The 14,380-nt window shown below is 66.5% G+C and carries 13 protein-coding genes; 5 read left to right on the top strand and 8 right to left on the bottom strand.

Translation table 11 applies throughout. The annotated features are described in order from the left end of the window. Nucleotides 1-6 precede the first annotated feature (6 nt). The 7 genes from glpE to PA6_RS18495 all read right to left on the bottom strand — a co-directional run bounded on the left by glpE (nucleotide 7) and on the right by PA6_RS18495 (nucleotide 7,652). Complete coding sequence (gene glpE / locus PA6_RS18525) at nucleotides 7-336, bottom strand: thiosulfate sulfurtransferase GlpE (RefSeq protein ID WP_021702498.1); 330 nt, start codon at nucleotides 334-336, stop codon at nucleotides 7-9. Beyond that, nucleotides 333-1,157, bottom strand: coding sequence for a symmetrical bis(5'-nucleosyl)-tetraphosphatase (locus tag PA6_RS18520; RefSeq protein ID WP_021702497.1), 825 nt, complete (start codon nucleotides 1,155-1,157; stop codon nucleotides 333-335). Before PA6_RS18520 ends, glpE begins: the two co-directional genes overlap by 4 nt. Continuing rightward, the gene (gene apaG / locus PA6_RS18515; RefSeq protein WP_021702496.1) at nucleotides 1,157-1,537 is read right to left on the bottom strand and encodes a Co2+/Mg2+ efflux protein ApaG; all 381 of its coding nucleotides are present in this window, start codon (nucleotides 1,535-1,537) and stop codon (nucleotides 1,157-1,159) included. Before apaG ends, PA6_RS18520 begins: the two co-directional genes overlap by 1 nt. A 31-nt stretch (nucleotides 1,538-1,568) precedes the next feature. After that, on the bottom strand, nucleotides 1,569-2,381 hold the full coding sequence (gene rsmA, locus PA6_RS18510) for a 16S rRNA (adenine(1518)-N(6)/adenine(1519)-N(6))-dimethyltransferase RsmA (protein WP_021702495.1): 813 nt from the start codon (nucleotides 2,379-2,381) through the stop codon (nucleotides 1,569-1,571). A gap of 152 nt (nucleotides 2,382-2,533) precedes the next feature. Next, nucleotides 2,534-3,526: a 4-hydroxythreonine-4-phosphate dehydrogenase PdxA gene (pdxA, locus tag PA6_RS18505; protein ID WP_021702494.1), complete on the bottom strand. Its 993-nt coding sequence runs from the start codon at nucleotides 3,524-3,526 to the stop codon at nucleotides 2,534-2,536. A gap of 90 nt (nucleotides 3,527-3,616) precedes the next feature. Further along, nucleotides 3,617-4,915 (bottom strand): peptidylprolyl isomerase, encoded by a 1,299-nt coding sequence (locus PA6_RS18500; protein ID WP_043217016.1) that lies wholly within the window; start codon nucleotides 4,913-4,915, stop codon nucleotides 3,617-3,619. Next, nucleotides 4,890-7,652, bottom strand: coding sequence for an LPS-assembly protein LptD (locus PA6_RS18495; RefSeq protein WP_021702492.1), 2,763 nt, complete (start codon nucleotides 7,650-7,652; stop codon nucleotides 4,890-4,892). The genes PA6_RS18500 and PA6_RS18495 overlap by 26 nt, the downstream gene beginning before the upstream one ends. A gap of 127 nt (nucleotides 7,653-7,779) precedes the next feature. On the opposite strand from PA6_RS18495, the gene PA6_RS18490 reads away from it, so the two are divergent. Genes PA6_RS18490 through PA6_RS18480 form a run of 3 tightly spaced genes read left to right on the top strand, consistent with a single transcriptional unit; the run spans nucleotide 7,780 to nucleotide 10,248 of the window. Continuing rightward, nucleotides 7,780-8,805, top strand: coding sequence for an aminoglycoside phosphotransferase family protein (locus PA6_RS18490; RefSeq protein ID WP_043217015.1), 1,026 nt, complete (start codon nucleotides 7,780-7,782; stop codon nucleotides 8,803-8,805). Next, nucleotides 8,802-9,473 (top strand): N-acetylmuramate alpha-1-phosphate uridylyltransferase MurU, encoded by a 672-nt coding sequence (gene murU / locus PA6_RS18485; RefSeq protein WP_021702490.1) that lies wholly within the window; start codon nucleotides 8,802-8,804, stop codon nucleotides 9,471-9,473. The genes PA6_RS18490 and murU overlap by 4 nt, the downstream gene beginning before the upstream one ends. A gap of 1 nt (nucleotide 9,474) precedes the next feature. Next, nucleotides 9,475-10,248, top strand: a complete 774-nt coding sequence (locus PA6_RS18480) for a TerB family tellurite resistance protein (protein WP_021702489.1) — start codon at nucleotides 9,475-9,477, stop codon at nucleotides 10,246-10,248. Nucleotides 10,249-10,253: 5 nt separating this feature from the next. On the opposite strand, the gene PA6_RS18475 is transcribed toward PA6_RS18480, so the two are convergent. After that, the gene (locus PA6_RS18475) at nucleotides 10,254-11,240 is read right to left on the bottom strand and encodes an alpha/beta hydrolase family protein (protein WP_021702488.1); all 987 of its coding nucleotides are present in this window, start codon (nucleotides 11,238-11,240) and stop codon (nucleotides 10,254-10,256) included. 89 nt (nucleotides 11,241-11,329) lie between these two features. On the opposite strand from PA6_RS18475, the gene PA6_RS18470 reads away from it, so the two are divergent. Beyond that, nucleotides 11,330-13,717, top strand: a complete 2,388-nt coding sequence (locus PA6_RS18470; RefSeq protein ID WP_021702487.1) for a PAS domain-containing sensor histidine kinase — start codon at nucleotides 11,330-11,332, stop codon at nucleotides 13,715-13,717. After that, entirely contained in the window at nucleotides 13,714-14,343 is a 630-nt protein-coding gene (locus tag PA6_RS18465; RefSeq protein ID WP_021702486.1) for a response regulator, read from the top strand. The genes PA6_RS18470 and PA6_RS18465 overlap by 4 nt, the downstream gene beginning before the upstream one ends. The last annotated feature ends 37 nt before the right edge of the window (nucleotides 14,344-14,380 follow it).

The following is a 14,380-nucleotide window of genomic DNA, read 5'->3' as shown; positions in this document are numbered from 1 at the left end:
GATTTTTTATTCGAGCTCGCTGCGCGATACCTGATCCGGGTACTGGCTGCGCCACAGCTCGAAGCCGCCATCCAGGCTGTAGACCTCGGCAAAGCCCTGGTGTGCCAGGTAGGCGGCGGCGCTCTGGCTGGAGTTGCCGTGGTAGCAGGTGACGATCAGCGGGTGATCGAAGTCGGCCTTGGCGATGAAGTCCGCCAGGCTGTGGTTGTCGAGATGGCTGGAGCCGCTGATATGGCCGTTGGCGAAGCTCTGCGGGTCGCGAATATCCACAACCACGGCACCCTGCTCGCGCAGGGCCTGGGCCTGTTCCGGGGCAATGCGTTTGAATTCGCTCATCGGGCGATCTCCTTGCAGCCGCAGCGGTGTTTCTCGCCGCTGTCGATGTTCATCAGGGTCATGGCGCCGCCCCACACGCAGCCGCTGTCCAGGGCGTGCAGGCCAGGTTCGTCGCAGTTGCCTTCCAGCGCTGCCCAGTGGCCGAAGATGATCTTCTGCCCGCGGGTCTTGCGCGAGGGCCAGCTGAACCAGGGGGCGTAGCCGGGCGGGGCAGTGTCCACGCCTTCCTTGCTTTTCAAATCGAGGGTGCCGTCCTCGGTACAGAAGCGCATGCGCGTGAAGTAGTTGGTGATCACCCGCAGGCGTGTGACGCCGTGCAGGTCACCGTCCCAGCAGGCTGGTTCGTTGCCGTACATGCCGTCGAGGAACAGCGGCAGGCGGGCGTCGTCACGCAGCACTTCCTCGACTTCGGCAGCGCGCTTGAGCGCCTTTTTCAGCGTCCACTGCGGCGCGATGCCGGCATGCACCAGGGCGATGTCGCGCTGCTCGTCGTAGTGCATCAGTTTCTGCTGACGCAGCCATTCGAGCAGGTCGGCACGGTCCGGCGCGTCGAGGATTTCCTGCAGGGTGTCGTGCTTCTTCAGGCGCTCGACGTTGTGCGCGGCGGCCAGCAGGTGCAGGTCGTGATTGCCGAGCACGCAGACCAGCGCATCGCGCATGGCGAACAGGAACCGTAGGGTTTCCAGCGACTGCGGGCCGCGGTTGACCAGGTCGCCGACCAGCCAGAGTTTGTCCCGGGCAGGGTCGAAGGCGACCCGTTCGAGCAGGCACTGCAGTGGCTGCAGGCAGCCCTGCAGGTCGCCGACGGCATAGGTCGCCATCAGTGCAGGGCCCCCGGTACGGCCAGGCGGAAGGGCGCGATGGTCGCGTCGAAGCGTTTGCCATCGTCGGCGAGCATCTGGTAGCTGCCGTGCATGTTGCCGACCTTGGTCGCCATCACGGTGCCGCTGCTGTAGGTGTGGCTCTCACCCGGCTGCAGGTGCGGCTGCTGGCCGACCACGCCGGCGCCGCGGACTTCCTGCACACGGCCGTCGCCGTCGGTGATGATCCAGTGCCGGCTGAGCAGCTTGGCCGCCTCGCTGCCGGCGTTGTGGATGGTCACGGTGTAGGCGAAGGCGTAGCGGTTCTGCTCCGGGGTCGATTGCTCCGGCAGGTAGCGGGTTTCGACGCTGACGTCGATCTGGTAACGCGGGTCGGCCATCTGGGAAAACTCGACAGGCTGGAAGGGCAGTTTAGTCCGCTTGTTCGGCACTCTGGCGTGCGGCCAGCTGATCGGCCAGGCGCACGAAGGCGGCCAGGTCGAGCTGTTCCGGGCGCAAGCCGCCATCCACGCCGGCGGCCTCGATGGCCTCGGCCGGCAGCAGCTGCTTTAGCGTGTTGCGCAGGGTCTTGCGGCGCATGTTGAAGGCCTCGCGAACCACTCGCTCGAGCAGGCGATGATCCTTGGCCGGGTGCGGCAGCACTTCGTGTGGCACCAGGCGAACGATGGCCGAATCGACCTTGGGCGGCGGATTGAAAGCGCCCGGCCCGACATTGAACAGATGCTCCACCCGGCAGTGATACTGCACCATGATCGACAGACGGCCCCAGTCGCCACCGCCCGGCTCGGCGGCCAGACGCTCCACCACCTCTTTCTGCAGCATGAAGTGCATGTCGCGGATCAGCGGCGCGTTGTCCAGCAGGTGGAAGATCAGCGGGGTGGAGATGTTGTATGGCAGGTTGCCGACCACCCGCAGGCTGTGCGGCGCGGCCTGCAGGCGGGTGAAGTCGAACTTCAGGGCGTCGCCCTGGTTGAGGCGGAAGTTCGGGTTGCCGCCGAACTTGGCCTGCAGGATGGGGATCAGGTCGAGGTCCAGTTCGATTACGTCGAGCTGCGCGCCGCTGCCCAGCAGGCCTTCGGTCAGCGCGCCCTGGCCCGGGCCGATCTCCAGCAGGCGCTCGCCTTCCTTGGCATGGATGGCGCGCAGGATGCGGTGGATGACCCCGGCGTCATGCAGGAAGTTCTGGCCGAAGCGCTTGCGCGCGCGGTGTTGGTATTCGGACATGGGTACGGCTCCAAGCTTCAAGCCACAAGCTCAAAGCGCAATGCAAAGAGCGGCAGTTTAGCAGTCAAGCGGCCAGGCTCTAAGCCTCGCGCGCCATAACCAGCGCGAGAAAAGCTGCGGGCCAGTCATTCTGGGGCGCAATGCCGTCGCGGTCAGCGACGTGCCGCTGCCATCTGGTAGGCGGTTTCCAGGGCGACCTGCAGGCTGCCGGTATCCACCCGGCCGCTACCGGCGAGGTCCAGAGCCGTGCCGTGGTCGACCGAGGTCCGGATAATCGGTAGACCCAGGGTGACATTGACTGCCGCGCCGAAGCCCTTGTACTTGAGCACCGGCAGGCCCTGGTCGTGGTACATCGCCAATACCGCGTCGCAGTGGTCGAGGTGCTTGGGGGTGAACAGGGTGTCGGCCGGCAGCGGGCCGATCAGGTTCAGGCCCTCGCTGCGCAGGCGCGCCAGGGTCGGCTCGATCACTTCGATTTCCTCGCGGCCCAGATGGCCACCTTCTCCGGCGTGCGGGTTGAGGCCGCAGACCAGGATGCGCGGGGCGGCGATGCCGAACTTCTCCACCAGGTCGGCATGCAGGATGCGGCTGACGCGCGCCAGGCGCTCGGCAGTGATGGCGTCGGCCACGTCGCGCAGGGGCAGGTGAGTGGTCACCAGGGCCACACGCAGGCCACGGGTCGCCAGCATCATCACCACCTGCTCGGTGGCGGTCAGCTCGGCGAGAAACTCGGTATGGCCGGAGAAGGGGATGCCGGCCTCGTTGATCACGCCCTTGTGCACCGGCGCGGTGATCATCCCGGCGAAGGTGCCGTCGATGCAGCCCTGGCCGGCGCGGGTGAGAGTCTGCAGTACATAGTCGGCGTTGCTCCGGTCCAGCTGTCCGGCAACCACCGGGGCGGCCAACGGAGTGTCCCAGACATACAGGCTGCCGGCCGGCGCGGGGGCGTGTGGCCAGTTGCCGGGGCCGACATCGTGCAGCTCGATGTGCAGGCCCAGCTGTGCGGCGCGCTCGGCCAGCAGTTGGCGGCTGGCCACCGCCACCAGCACCTGCGGCTGGGCCTCGCGCGCCAGCAACAGGCAAAGATCCGGGCCGATACCGGCCGGCTCACCGGGGGTCAGGGCAAACAGGCGGGATGCGGGCATGATCGATCTCTTCGGGCTGGCGGATGGGCGCTATTTTACGCTCAAGAAAAAGCCCGGCGGTGCCGGGCTCTCTGGTGGTGCTGCGAATCGTCAGAGTTTGATCTCGACGTAGGCCTCGTCGCGGATCTGGCGCAGCCAGGCCTGCAGCTCCTCGTCGTACTTGCGGTTGCGCAGGGCATTCATCGCCTGCTGCTCTCGGTACTGCTCGCTGCTGTCGGTAGCGCGACGGCCCATGACTTCCAGGACGTGCCAGCCGTAGGGGCTCTTGAACGGCTTGGAGAGCTGGCCGCTGGGCGTCTTGGCCATCACTTCGCGGAACTCCGGCACCAGGGTGTTGGGGTCGATCCAGTTCAGGTCGCCGCCATTGAGCGCGGAGCCCGGGTCCTCGGAGAAGCTCTTGGCCAGGGTGGCGAAGTCTTCTCCAGCGATGATGCGCTCGTACAGACGCTCGACCAGGCGCTGGGTCTCCGCTTCGCTGCGGATTTCGTTGGGCTTGATCAGGATGTGGCGCACATGCACTTCATCACGTACCTGGGCATCGCCACCACGCTTTTCCAGCAGCTTGACGATCATGAAACCGCTGGGGGTGCGGACCGGTTCGGTGATGTCGCCGACGTTCAGGCTGCGCAGCAGCTCGACGAAGGTCGGCGGCAGCTGGGCGGCTCGGCGCCAGCCGATCTCGCCACCGTCCAGTGCGTTTTCGCTGGCGGAGCTGGAGATCGCCAGCTGGGCGAAATCGGCGCCGCTGCGCAGCTGGTCATAGATAGTGGAGACTTTCTGCGCCGCCGCACGGATTTCGTCCGGCGAGGAGGCCTCGGGCACCGGAATCAGGATGTTGGCCAGCCGGTAATCTTCCGACAGCTGCATCTGACCGAGGTCGGAGGCGAGGAAGTTCTGCACTTCCTGGTCGGTGACCTGGATGCGCTCGGCCACACGGCGCTGACGTACGCGGCTTATGATCATCTCGCGGCGCACCTGGTCGCGGGCTTCCTCGTAGGAAAGGCCGTCACGCGACAGGGCGGCACGGAACTGCTCCAGGGTCAGGTTGTTGCGCTGGGCAATGCTGCCCATGGCCTGATTCAGTTCCTCGTCGGTGATGCGGATGCCGGAGCGGTCGCCGATCTGCAGTTGCAGGTTCTCGACGATCAGGCGCTCCAGCACCTGCTGCTGCATCACGTCCTGTGGCGGCATCTGCCCGCCACGCTTGGCGATGGTCTGCTCGACTTCACGCAGGCGCTGATCCAGCTGGCTGTACATGATCACGTCGTTGTCGACGATGGCGACCACGCGATCGAGGGACTGGAACTGCGCCTGGGCGCCGGAGGCGAGGAGAACTGCGCCCAGCAGCAGCGGGCGCAGGCAATCAGAAAGCTTGTTCTTCACGTTCACGATAACCTTGAATGCCTTGCTCGAGGAAACCTTCGGTCTTACCGCCCAGCACATTGCCGAGCCCCTTGAGGACGACCTGCAGGAAGATGCCGCGATCCGGCTCTTCGTTGACGTCCGGGTTGAGACTGGTTTCGTCGTAGTCGATCCAGTAACGGTTGATCAGGCGCAGTTTCCAGCAGCAGCTGTCGTACTCGAAGCCGCCGAAGGCTTCCAGGGTGCGGTTGCGTGCGTAGTCGTGCTGCCAGCGGGCGATCACGTTCCACTGCGGGACCATCGGCCAGATGACGGAGACGTCATGCTGCTCGATCTTGTAGTAGTCCTTGATGTAGTTGGCTGTGCCCGGAGTGCCGAAGTCGCTGCCATAGGTCCAGGTACCGCTGGCCTGGTCATAGCGGATGGTGTCGTCACGATAGCGGAAGCCGGCGTTGACCACCTTGTTCGGGTTGTCTTCCGGCTGGTAGTGGAACATCACGCTGCCGGAGCGGGTGCGGTGGGTTTCGCCATCCCAGTTGAAGTCGGAGGTCAGGCGCCAGTCGCGGTTGAAGCGGTACATGTAGGCCAGCGCATAGGGCGAGAAGTCGGACTTCGCATCGTCACGGGTGCGGTAGTCGATGTCCGGCATCTGCACCTTGCGGTCGGCGAAGTAGATGGCCTGGCCGATGCTGAAGGTCTGGCGCTCGAAGCCATTGTCTTCGATCCAGCGGCTGGTCACGCCTAGCGACAGCTTGTTCTCGTCGCCGATGCGGTCATTGCCCGAGAAGCGGTTATCGCGGAACAGCGAGGCGTAGCTGAAACGGTACTCGGCGGTGTCGAACACCGGGATATCGTCCTGTTCCTCTTCCGGCACATACAGGTAGTAGGCGCGCGGTTCCAGAGTCTGGCGGAAGTTGGTGCCGAACAGCTGGGTGTTGCGGTCGAAGTACAGACCGCTGTCGATGCTGGTGATCGGTACGCCGCGGTCCGGAGAATCCTGGAAGTTGCCCGTCAGCTGGGATTTGCCGATGGAGTCCAAGTCCAGATCATATTGCGTGTAGGCATACTTCAGGCTCGGCTTGATGAAGCCCCAGCTGTTTTCCATCGGCAGGCTCATGCCTGGCTCGAGATGGATGCGGTCACCGGTGGAGCGAGCAAGGCCGCGGACGTTGTTGTCGTACCACGGAGTCGGATTGCCGTCTTCGTCGATGAAGTCACCGCTGCGCAAGTCACGATCGAAACGAACGAACTCGCTGCCGTAGAAGAAATTCAGACCGCCCGGCTGGAACGGCAGCTGCCCGTCCAGCGTCAGCTGCGGCAGGCGCTCGTACGGCGTGATATCGATGACGCTGGTCTGCGCATAGGCGTGAGCATTCAAGCGGGCAACGAAGCTGTCGCCGCGATAGGTCAGGGTGCCGCGCTGGTTGAGGAAGTCCGGAGTTTCCAGGTTTTCCAGGTCGCTGCTGAGGTCCTGGAAGTAATAAGGGTCGCTGATGTCGGTGTAGTCGACTTCGGCCAGCAGGCGCGAGTCGAGGCCCTGCTTGTGCTGCCAGTTGTACATCCAGCGCTGGTCTTCGTACTCGGACTGCAGCTTGCGTTCGTCTTCCTGGTCATCCAGGTAGGCGGCGCCGATCTGGCCTTCGCTGCTCTTGGTCAGGTAGCGGAACTCACCCTCCAGCATCAGGCCGCGCTTGGCCATGTAGGTCGGGTAGAGGGTGGCGTCGTAGTTCGGCGCCAGGTTGAAGTAGTAGGGCGTCGACAGCGAGAAGCCGGTGTCGCTGGCGGTGCTGATGCCCGGAGCGAGGAAGCCTGACTGGCGGCGATCATCGATCGGGAAATAGATGTACGGGGTGTAGAAGACCGGAATGTCTTTCACCCGCAGGGTCACGTTGGTCGCGGTACCGAAGCCGGTGGCAGGGTCCAGCTTGACGTTGTTGCCTTTCAGGTGCCAGGCATTGCTGCCCGGTTCGCAACGGGTGAAGGTGCCGTCCTTGAGGCGGACCACGGCGCTCTCTTCGCGCTTGGCGTAGAGCGCGCTGCCGCGTACGTGGCCCTTGTGGATCACGTATTCGGCGTTCTCGACCTTGGCCTCGCCATTGTCCAGTTGGATCTCGGCGCGGTCGCCGACCACCAGCATGCCGTTGTCGCGAATGCGCACGTTGCCTTTCAGCTCGCCGCGGTTCTCGGCCTGGTGCAGGGTGGCTTCGTCGGCCTCGATCTGCATGCTCGACTGGCGCAGGACCACGTCACCGGCCAGGGTAGCGGCTTCCTTTTCCTGCTCGTAGCGCGAGGCCTTGGCCGAAACGAAGGTCGGCGACTCGTTCATTGGCGTGTCGTCGTTCATCCCCGGGCGCAGCGGCTCGACGTAGGAGCCCTCGCAGTAGGGGCCGACTTCCGCCAGCTGGGCGGCGGTCAGCTGCTCGCGCGGTACCCAGTCGAGGTGGCTGTAGTCGGCGCTGCGGCTCAGCAGGGCGCGACCACCGCTCTCGGTCACCAGGACCGGCTGCTCGCCCTGGGCCTGGCCGCCGGCGGACTGGGCATCGGCCGGCGCGGAGCTGACGGCGTTGGCGCTATGCTGCGGACGCGGCACCGCGGCAGTGGCGTTGCTCTTCGGCGTGCAGGCCCAGCCGCCGGAGGCGGAGGCGCTGCAGTCGTACTGCTCGGCAGCGACGGCGAAAGGCGAGGCCAGAGGTTGCAGAGCCAGCAGGCCGCCGGTCACCAGCAACGGGAATTTTTTACGGAACAGGGGGAGTTTTACTGCCATCTTGTTTTTCCGGGCTTCCTGCGCGCCTTCGACCCGCGGGGGCCGCACGCCTCTCGATGGGCTGAAAAAGATGCTGGATAATAAAGCATGACCCGCGCAACGGCTAGCGCCGTCGGAGACCCCTGTAATGCCTGATCAAGATGTACGCCTCCAGCTCCTGCAGAGCTGGCTGGAACAGTGTTTGCCAGCCCTTTTCGAGCGCGAAGGCTGGGGCGCGGTGCCCCCGGCGAGCCTCACGCCGGCCAGTAGCGACGCCAGTTTCCGTCGCTATTTCCGCTGGCAGGCCGAGGGCCGCAGCCTGATTCTGATGGATGCGCCGCCGCCCCAGGAAGACTGCCGCCCCTTTGTGCGCATCGCCGCGTTGCTGGCAGACAGCGGTGTGCATGTGCCGCGCGTCCTGGCTCAGGACCTTGAGCGTGGCTTCCTGGTGCTGGACGACCTGGGCCGGCAGACCTGGCTGGAAGTGCTGAATGCCGACAACGCCGATGCGCTGTTCGAGCAGGCTCTGCAGGCGCTGGTGAGGTTCCAGCGCATGCCGGGTGCAGACGCGCTGCCGCCCTACAACGATGCCCTGCTGCGCCGCGAGCTGCAGCTGTTCCCCGACTGGTACCTGCAGCGTCACCTCGGCGTCGAGTTGAACGAGGTGCAGCGCGACCAGTGGCAACGGATCTGCGACCTGCTGGTGGGCAGTGCCCTGGCCCAGCCGCGGGTGTTCGTGCATCGCGACTACATGCCGCGCAACCTGATGCTGAGTGAGCCCAATCCGGGCATCCTCGACTTCCAGGACGCCGTACACGGCCCCATCAGCTACGACGTCACCAGTCTGTTCAAGGATGCCTTCCTCAGCTGGCCGGAAGCGCGCGTGCAGGCCTGGCTGCAGCGCTACTGGCAGCTGGCGCGTGAGGCCGGCCTGGCGGTGCCGGCCGAGTTTGCCGAGTTCCAGCGTATGAGCGACCTTATGGGCGTGCAGCGCCACCTCAAGGTGATCGGCATCTTCGCGCGCATCTGCCATCGCGACGGCAAACCCAAGTACCTCGCCGATGTGCCGCGCTTCTTTGCCTATATAGAAGCGGTGCTGGCGCGCCGGCCGGAACTGGCCGTGCTCGGCGAGCTGCTGGCCAGCCTGCCGCAACCTGAGGTGCAACCGGCATGAAGGCGATGATTCTGGCAGCGGGCAAGGGCGAGCGCCTGCGCCCCCTGACCCTGCATACGCCCAAGCCGCTGGTGCGTGCCGCCGGCACGCCGCTGATCGAGTTTCATGTGCGCGCCCTGGTCGCCGCCGGTTTCACCGAACTGGTGGTCAACCATGCCTGGCTCGGTCAGCAGATCGAGGATTACCTGGGCGATGGCAGCCGCTTCGGCCTGCACATCGCCTACTCGGCCGAGGGTGAGCCGCTGGAGACCGGCGGCGGCATCTTCAAGGCCCTGCCGCTGCTCGGTGACGAACCTTTCCTGGTGGTCAATGGCGATATCTGGACCGACTACGACTTCGCCACCCTGCGCCGCCCGCTCGAGGGCCTGGCGCATCTGGTGCTGGTCAGCAACCCAGCCCATCACCAGGCCGGCGATTTCCGCCTGCACCAGGGGCGTGTCAGCGATGCCGTCGCCGGTGAGCCAGCGCTGACCTACAGCGGTATCGCTGTGCTGCATCCGCGGCTGTTCGCCGGTTGCCAGCCGGGCGCCTTCACGCTTGCGCCGCTGCTGCGTGCGGCCATGGCCGATGGCCAGGTGAGTGGCGAGCAGCATCGTGGGCGCTGGGTCGATGTCGGCACCCACGAGCGCCTGGCGGAAGTCGAGCAACTGCTGATGGCGGGCGCCTGAGATGCTGTGGCCGGCGACCCTGCTCGGTGCTGCCGCGGGACTGGCATTGGCCAGCATTCCCGGCGCGCTGCTGGGTGGCTTGCTGGGGCAGGTGCTGGATCGGCGCATGCGCCTGCAATCGCTCGACCACCTGCGCGAACTGCTCGGGCGCAAGCCGACGGTGCTGGATGACGAGGACCTGCTGTTCATGCTGATCGGCCGTCTGGCCAAGAGTGACGGGCGGGTGCTCGACAGCCATATCCAGGCCGCGCGCAACGAGATGCAGCGCCTCGGTCTGGACGAGCCGGCGCGGCGCCGTGCCATGCAGGCCTTCAATCGCGGCAAGCAGCTCGAGGACAGTGAACTGCGCGCGCCGCTGCGGGCTCTGCATCATCGCCCCGAGCGCAGCGAGGCGCTGCTGCGTACCTGCTGGCGCATGGCCTGGGCCGATGGCCGGGTGAGTGAGGCCGAGGCCCGGCTGATCCGCCAGTGGGGGGTCTGGCTGGGCTGGCGGCGCGAGGCGCTGGCGGCCTTGGCCAGCGAGTACGAGCCGGCGCGCAAGGTGCCCGAGGTGAAAACCAGCGATTACCAGGCGGCGCTGCGCCTGCTCGGGGTGCAGGCGGACAGCGAGCCGGCGGTGATCAAGCGCGCTTACAGGCGCCTGATCAGCCGTCATCACCCGGACAAGCTGGCCGGCTCCGGTGCGACTCCCGCCCAGCTGCGTGCCGCCACCGACAAGACCCGCGAGCTGCAGGTCGCCTACGAGCTGGTACGCCAGCGTCACGGTTTCCGCTAGTTCGGCTACTGCTTCTCCAGCCAGCCGCGGATGCGGCGGAACAGCTGTTCCTGTTCCGCCTCCTGATTGCCCGGGAGTGCCTTGAGGGCAATCTGCGTGTAGCCGTCATGGGCCAGGCGTTTGCCGGCCTGCTTGCGTCGCACGGCGCTGCCACGGTCGGCGGCCTGATCCTTGTAGAAGAAGTCGCCGGTGGCCAGCTTGAGGCCGGGGATCAGCTCCTCCAGGGGCGGAGTCTGCCCGGCGGGCAGTTGCGCTGCCACGACCACCAGTTGCTTGATGGCCTCGGGCTTGCGCTCCTTGAGATAGAGCGCCGCCCAGTAGGCGCCTGCGCCATGGCCGAGCAGCACGATGTTCTTGGCGTCCTGCTGTTCGGCGAAGGCGATGCCGGCCTGGATGCGGGCAAAGATGCGCTCGGCCGGATCGACCGGAGCTGGCGCGGGGGGCGGCGTGGGAGCTGAGGCTGCTGGTGCGGCAGCGTCAGTGGTCTCGCTCGGAGCCTGTTCGGCGCCCTCGGCAGGCTGGCTGGCGGTATCGACGGTCACCGCCTCGGGCGTGCGCGGCAGTACCGCTTCCGGCAGCGGCGCATCCTTGCTGTCGGGCAGGCTCAGGCTCAGCGTGCTCCAGCCGATGTCCGGCAATTTGAGGCGCAGCGGTTTGACCGCTTTCGGCCAGTCGGCACTTTCGTCGGCGCCCGGAATCAGCAGCACCACACCTTTGGCCTCCGGTGCATTGGCCGGTTTCCACAGCGCCAGGAACGACTCGTCGCCGGCCTGCAGCATCTGTTGCTCGCCCTTGGGCAACTGACGTTCGAGTGCTGCGGCGCTGTCCTGGCTGCGCTCTTCCAGCGGTACCCGCGGCACTTCCGCTGGGGCAGGCGCCTCGCTGGCAGCAGGCTCGGCCGGTGGTTCCGTGGGAGTGGTTTCCTCGGCATGCAGGGGCAGGGCGAGGGTCAGGCTCAGGGCCAGGAGTGTCGGCAGGACTGGACGGCGCATCTCAGCACTTCACATGGGGGATGGTTTCAGCAGCCTAAGCGCTTCCTCACGGTTTGTCAGGTAAGGTAGGGGCGGGCTTGATGAGGTGGATGGGCGTCGTGCGCAGGATACGTGTGGTCTGTTGGCTGTTGCTGCTGTGCCCGCTGCTGGGCCGGGCAAGTGAGCTGGATGCGCTCCAGCGTGCCTGGCTGGCCGAGCATCCGCAGCTGCGCGCGGGGGTGGTATTGCAGGCGCCCTATGCCGAGTATCAGCGGCGCCAGCAACAGCTGGGTGGGCTCAACGTGGAGCTGACCGAGACCCTGGCCTCATCGCTGGGCGTCACGCTCAGCTGGCGCAGCTTCGAGACCCAGGCCGCGCTGGAACAGGCCCTGCGCGACGGACGCATCGACTTTGCCCCGGGGCAGGTGCAGACGCCCGCGGGCCTGCGCCTGTGGCGTTACAGCGACCCCTACCTGCGTATTCCGCACCTGCTGGTGGGCGAGCGCCTGGGCGAGGTCAGCGTCGAGCTGGAGCGCCTGAGCGAGCGCGAACCGATTGCCGTGCGCGTACCCAGCATGGTGGCCGACTACCTGCGCAGCAACTACTTCAACCTGCACCTGCAACCCCAGCCCTCGGCGCGTCAGGCCCTGCAGGCGGTGGTCGAGCAGCGGGCGCGCTACGCGGTGGTGGATCAGGCGCAGCTCAGCCGGCTGAGCCAGGAGAGCGACTACTCACGCCTGGCGATCATTGCCGACGTCGGTTTGCCGCAGCTGCTGCGCTTCGGTACCCGGCCCGACTGGCCGCAGCTGGGCGCCATTCTCGACACCGGCCTGCGCCAGTTGCCGGCCGAGCAGCTGGAGCAGCTGCAGCAGCGCTGGCTGACGGCGAAGAAGCCGGGCCTCGGCGAATCCCCCCTGTTCTGGCGCAGCCTGAGCATCCTGCTCGGCCTGCTGCTGGCGGTCTGCATCCTCCTGCTCAGCGTGCTGCGGCGCCAGCGCGGGCGGCTGGAGAAGCGCCTGCTGGAGGCGCGGCAGACCCTGGCCCAGCGCGAGGTGGCCGAGGAGGCCCTGCGCCTGGCGCAGTTCTCCCTCGACCACAGTACGGTGGGCATCCTCTGGGTCAACTGGGACAGCCGCGTGCGCTACGCCAACCAGGCGGTCGCCGAGATGCTCGGCTACACCCCGCAGGCCATGGTCGACCGTGCCCTGCAGGAGTTCGAGCCGACCCTCGGCATGGACCGCTGGCTGACCCTGTGGAAACGCGTACGCCAGCACGAGGAAGGCGCGCTGAGTTTCGAGAGCAGCTGCCGGCGTGCCGACGGCAGTACGATGCCGGCCGATGTCACCCTGGGCTTCCTGCGCTTTCGCGAGGCCGAGTACCTGGTGGTCTACCTCACCGACGTTACCGAGCGCCGCCGTGCCCGGGCCGCCCTGGAGGAGAGCGAAGCGCGCCTCAAGGGTATCGCCGGCAATGTGCCGGGCCTGGTGTTCCGCCTGGAGCGCCCGCGTCCGGGCGCGCTGGTGGACTTCGCCTTTATCAGCGAAGGCAGCGAGCAGCTGGTCGGCTACCCGCCGGCGACCATCATGGCGACCGACTTCGGCATCCGCAGCCTGGTCCATCCCGAGGATCGCGCCGCCTACCACGCCACCCAGGATGCCGCCATCGAGGCAGCCGGCGACTGGCAGTGGCAGGGCCGCATCCTTACCCGCGACGGTCGCGTGCGCTGGGCCGACATCAAGGCCAGCGCCCGCCAGCTGAGCGCCGAGCATGTGGTGTGGGACGGCGTGGTGTGGGACATCAGCGACAACAAGGCGATCGAGCTGGAACTGGCCGAGTCGAGGGCCCAGCTGCGCGAGCTGTCGGCGCACCTGGAGAGCGTGCGCGAAGAGGAAAAGGCACGCATCGCCCGCGAGGTGCATGACGAGCTGGGCCAGGTGCTGACCGTGCTCAAGCTGGAAACCTCCATGTGCGAGCTGGCCTACGCCGGCCTCGACCCCGGCCTGCAGGTACGTCTGGACAGCATGAAGAAGCTGATCGCCAACCTGTTCCAGCTGGTGCGCGACGTCGCTACCGCCTTGCGCCCGCCGATCCTCGATGCCGGCATCGCTTCGGCCATCGAATGGCAGGCGCGGCGCTTCGAGGCGCGCAGCGGCATCCCCTGCCTGGTGCAGGTGCCGGAGCAGCTGCCGCAGCTGTCCGATGCCAAGGCCATCGGCCTGTTCCGTGTGCTGCAGGAGGCGCTCACCAACGTGCTGCGCCATGCCCAGGCGCACACGGTGGAAATTGCCCTGGAGGTGCAGGGTGGCGAGCTGTGCCTGCGCGTCAGTGACGATGGTCGGGGTTTCGATCCGCAGGCGCAGCGCGCACAATCCTTCGGCCTGGTCGGCATGCGCGAGCGCGTGCTGATGCTCGGCGGCCGCCTGGCGCTGGACAGTACGCCGGGCGAGGGCACCACGCTGGTGGTGCGGGTAGCTCTGGATGAAGAGGTGGTAGCGTGATTCGAGTACTGGTGGCCGAGGACCACACCATCGTCCGCGAGGGCATCAAGCAGCTGATCGGCCTGGCCAAGGATCTGCAGGTGGCTGGCGAGGCCTGCAATGGTGAACAGCTGCTGGAAACCCTGCGCCACACGCCCTGCGAAGTGGTGCTGCTGGATATCTCCATGCCCGGCGTTAATGGTCTGGAAGCCATTCCGCGCATCCGTGCGCTGACCCATCCGCCGGCCGTGCTGGTGCTGTCCATGCACGACGAAGCGCAGATGGCCGCCCGTGCCCTGAAGATCGGCGCGGCCGGCTACGCGACCAAGGACAGCGACCCGGCCCTGCTGCTCACCGCCATCCGCAAGGTCGCCGCGGGCGGGCGCTACATCGACCCCGAGCTGGCCGACCGTATGGTCTTCGAGGTTGGCCTGACCGATTCGCGGCCGCCGCATTCGCTGCTCTCCGAGCGCGAGTTCTCGGTGTTCGAGCGCCTGGTGCGCGGTGAGGGGGTCAACGAGATCGCCCAGCATCTGTCGGTCAGCAGCAAGACCGTCAGCACCCACAAGGCGCGCCTGATGCAGAAGCTCAACCTGCACTCGGTGGCCGATCTGGTGAAGTACGCGGTCGAGCACAAGTTGATCTGAGACAAGCACCTCATTTGTTCCTCTTTACATTGCAGTC

It is taken from the genome of Aquipseudomonas alcaligenes NBRC 14159 (genome assembly GCF_000467105.1).
GTDB lineage: Bacteria > Pseudomonadota > Gammaproteobacteria > Pseudomonadales > Pseudomonadaceae > Aquipseudomonas > Aquipseudomonas alcaligenes.
This window is presented reverse-complemented; position numbering and strand designations above follow the sequence as displayed.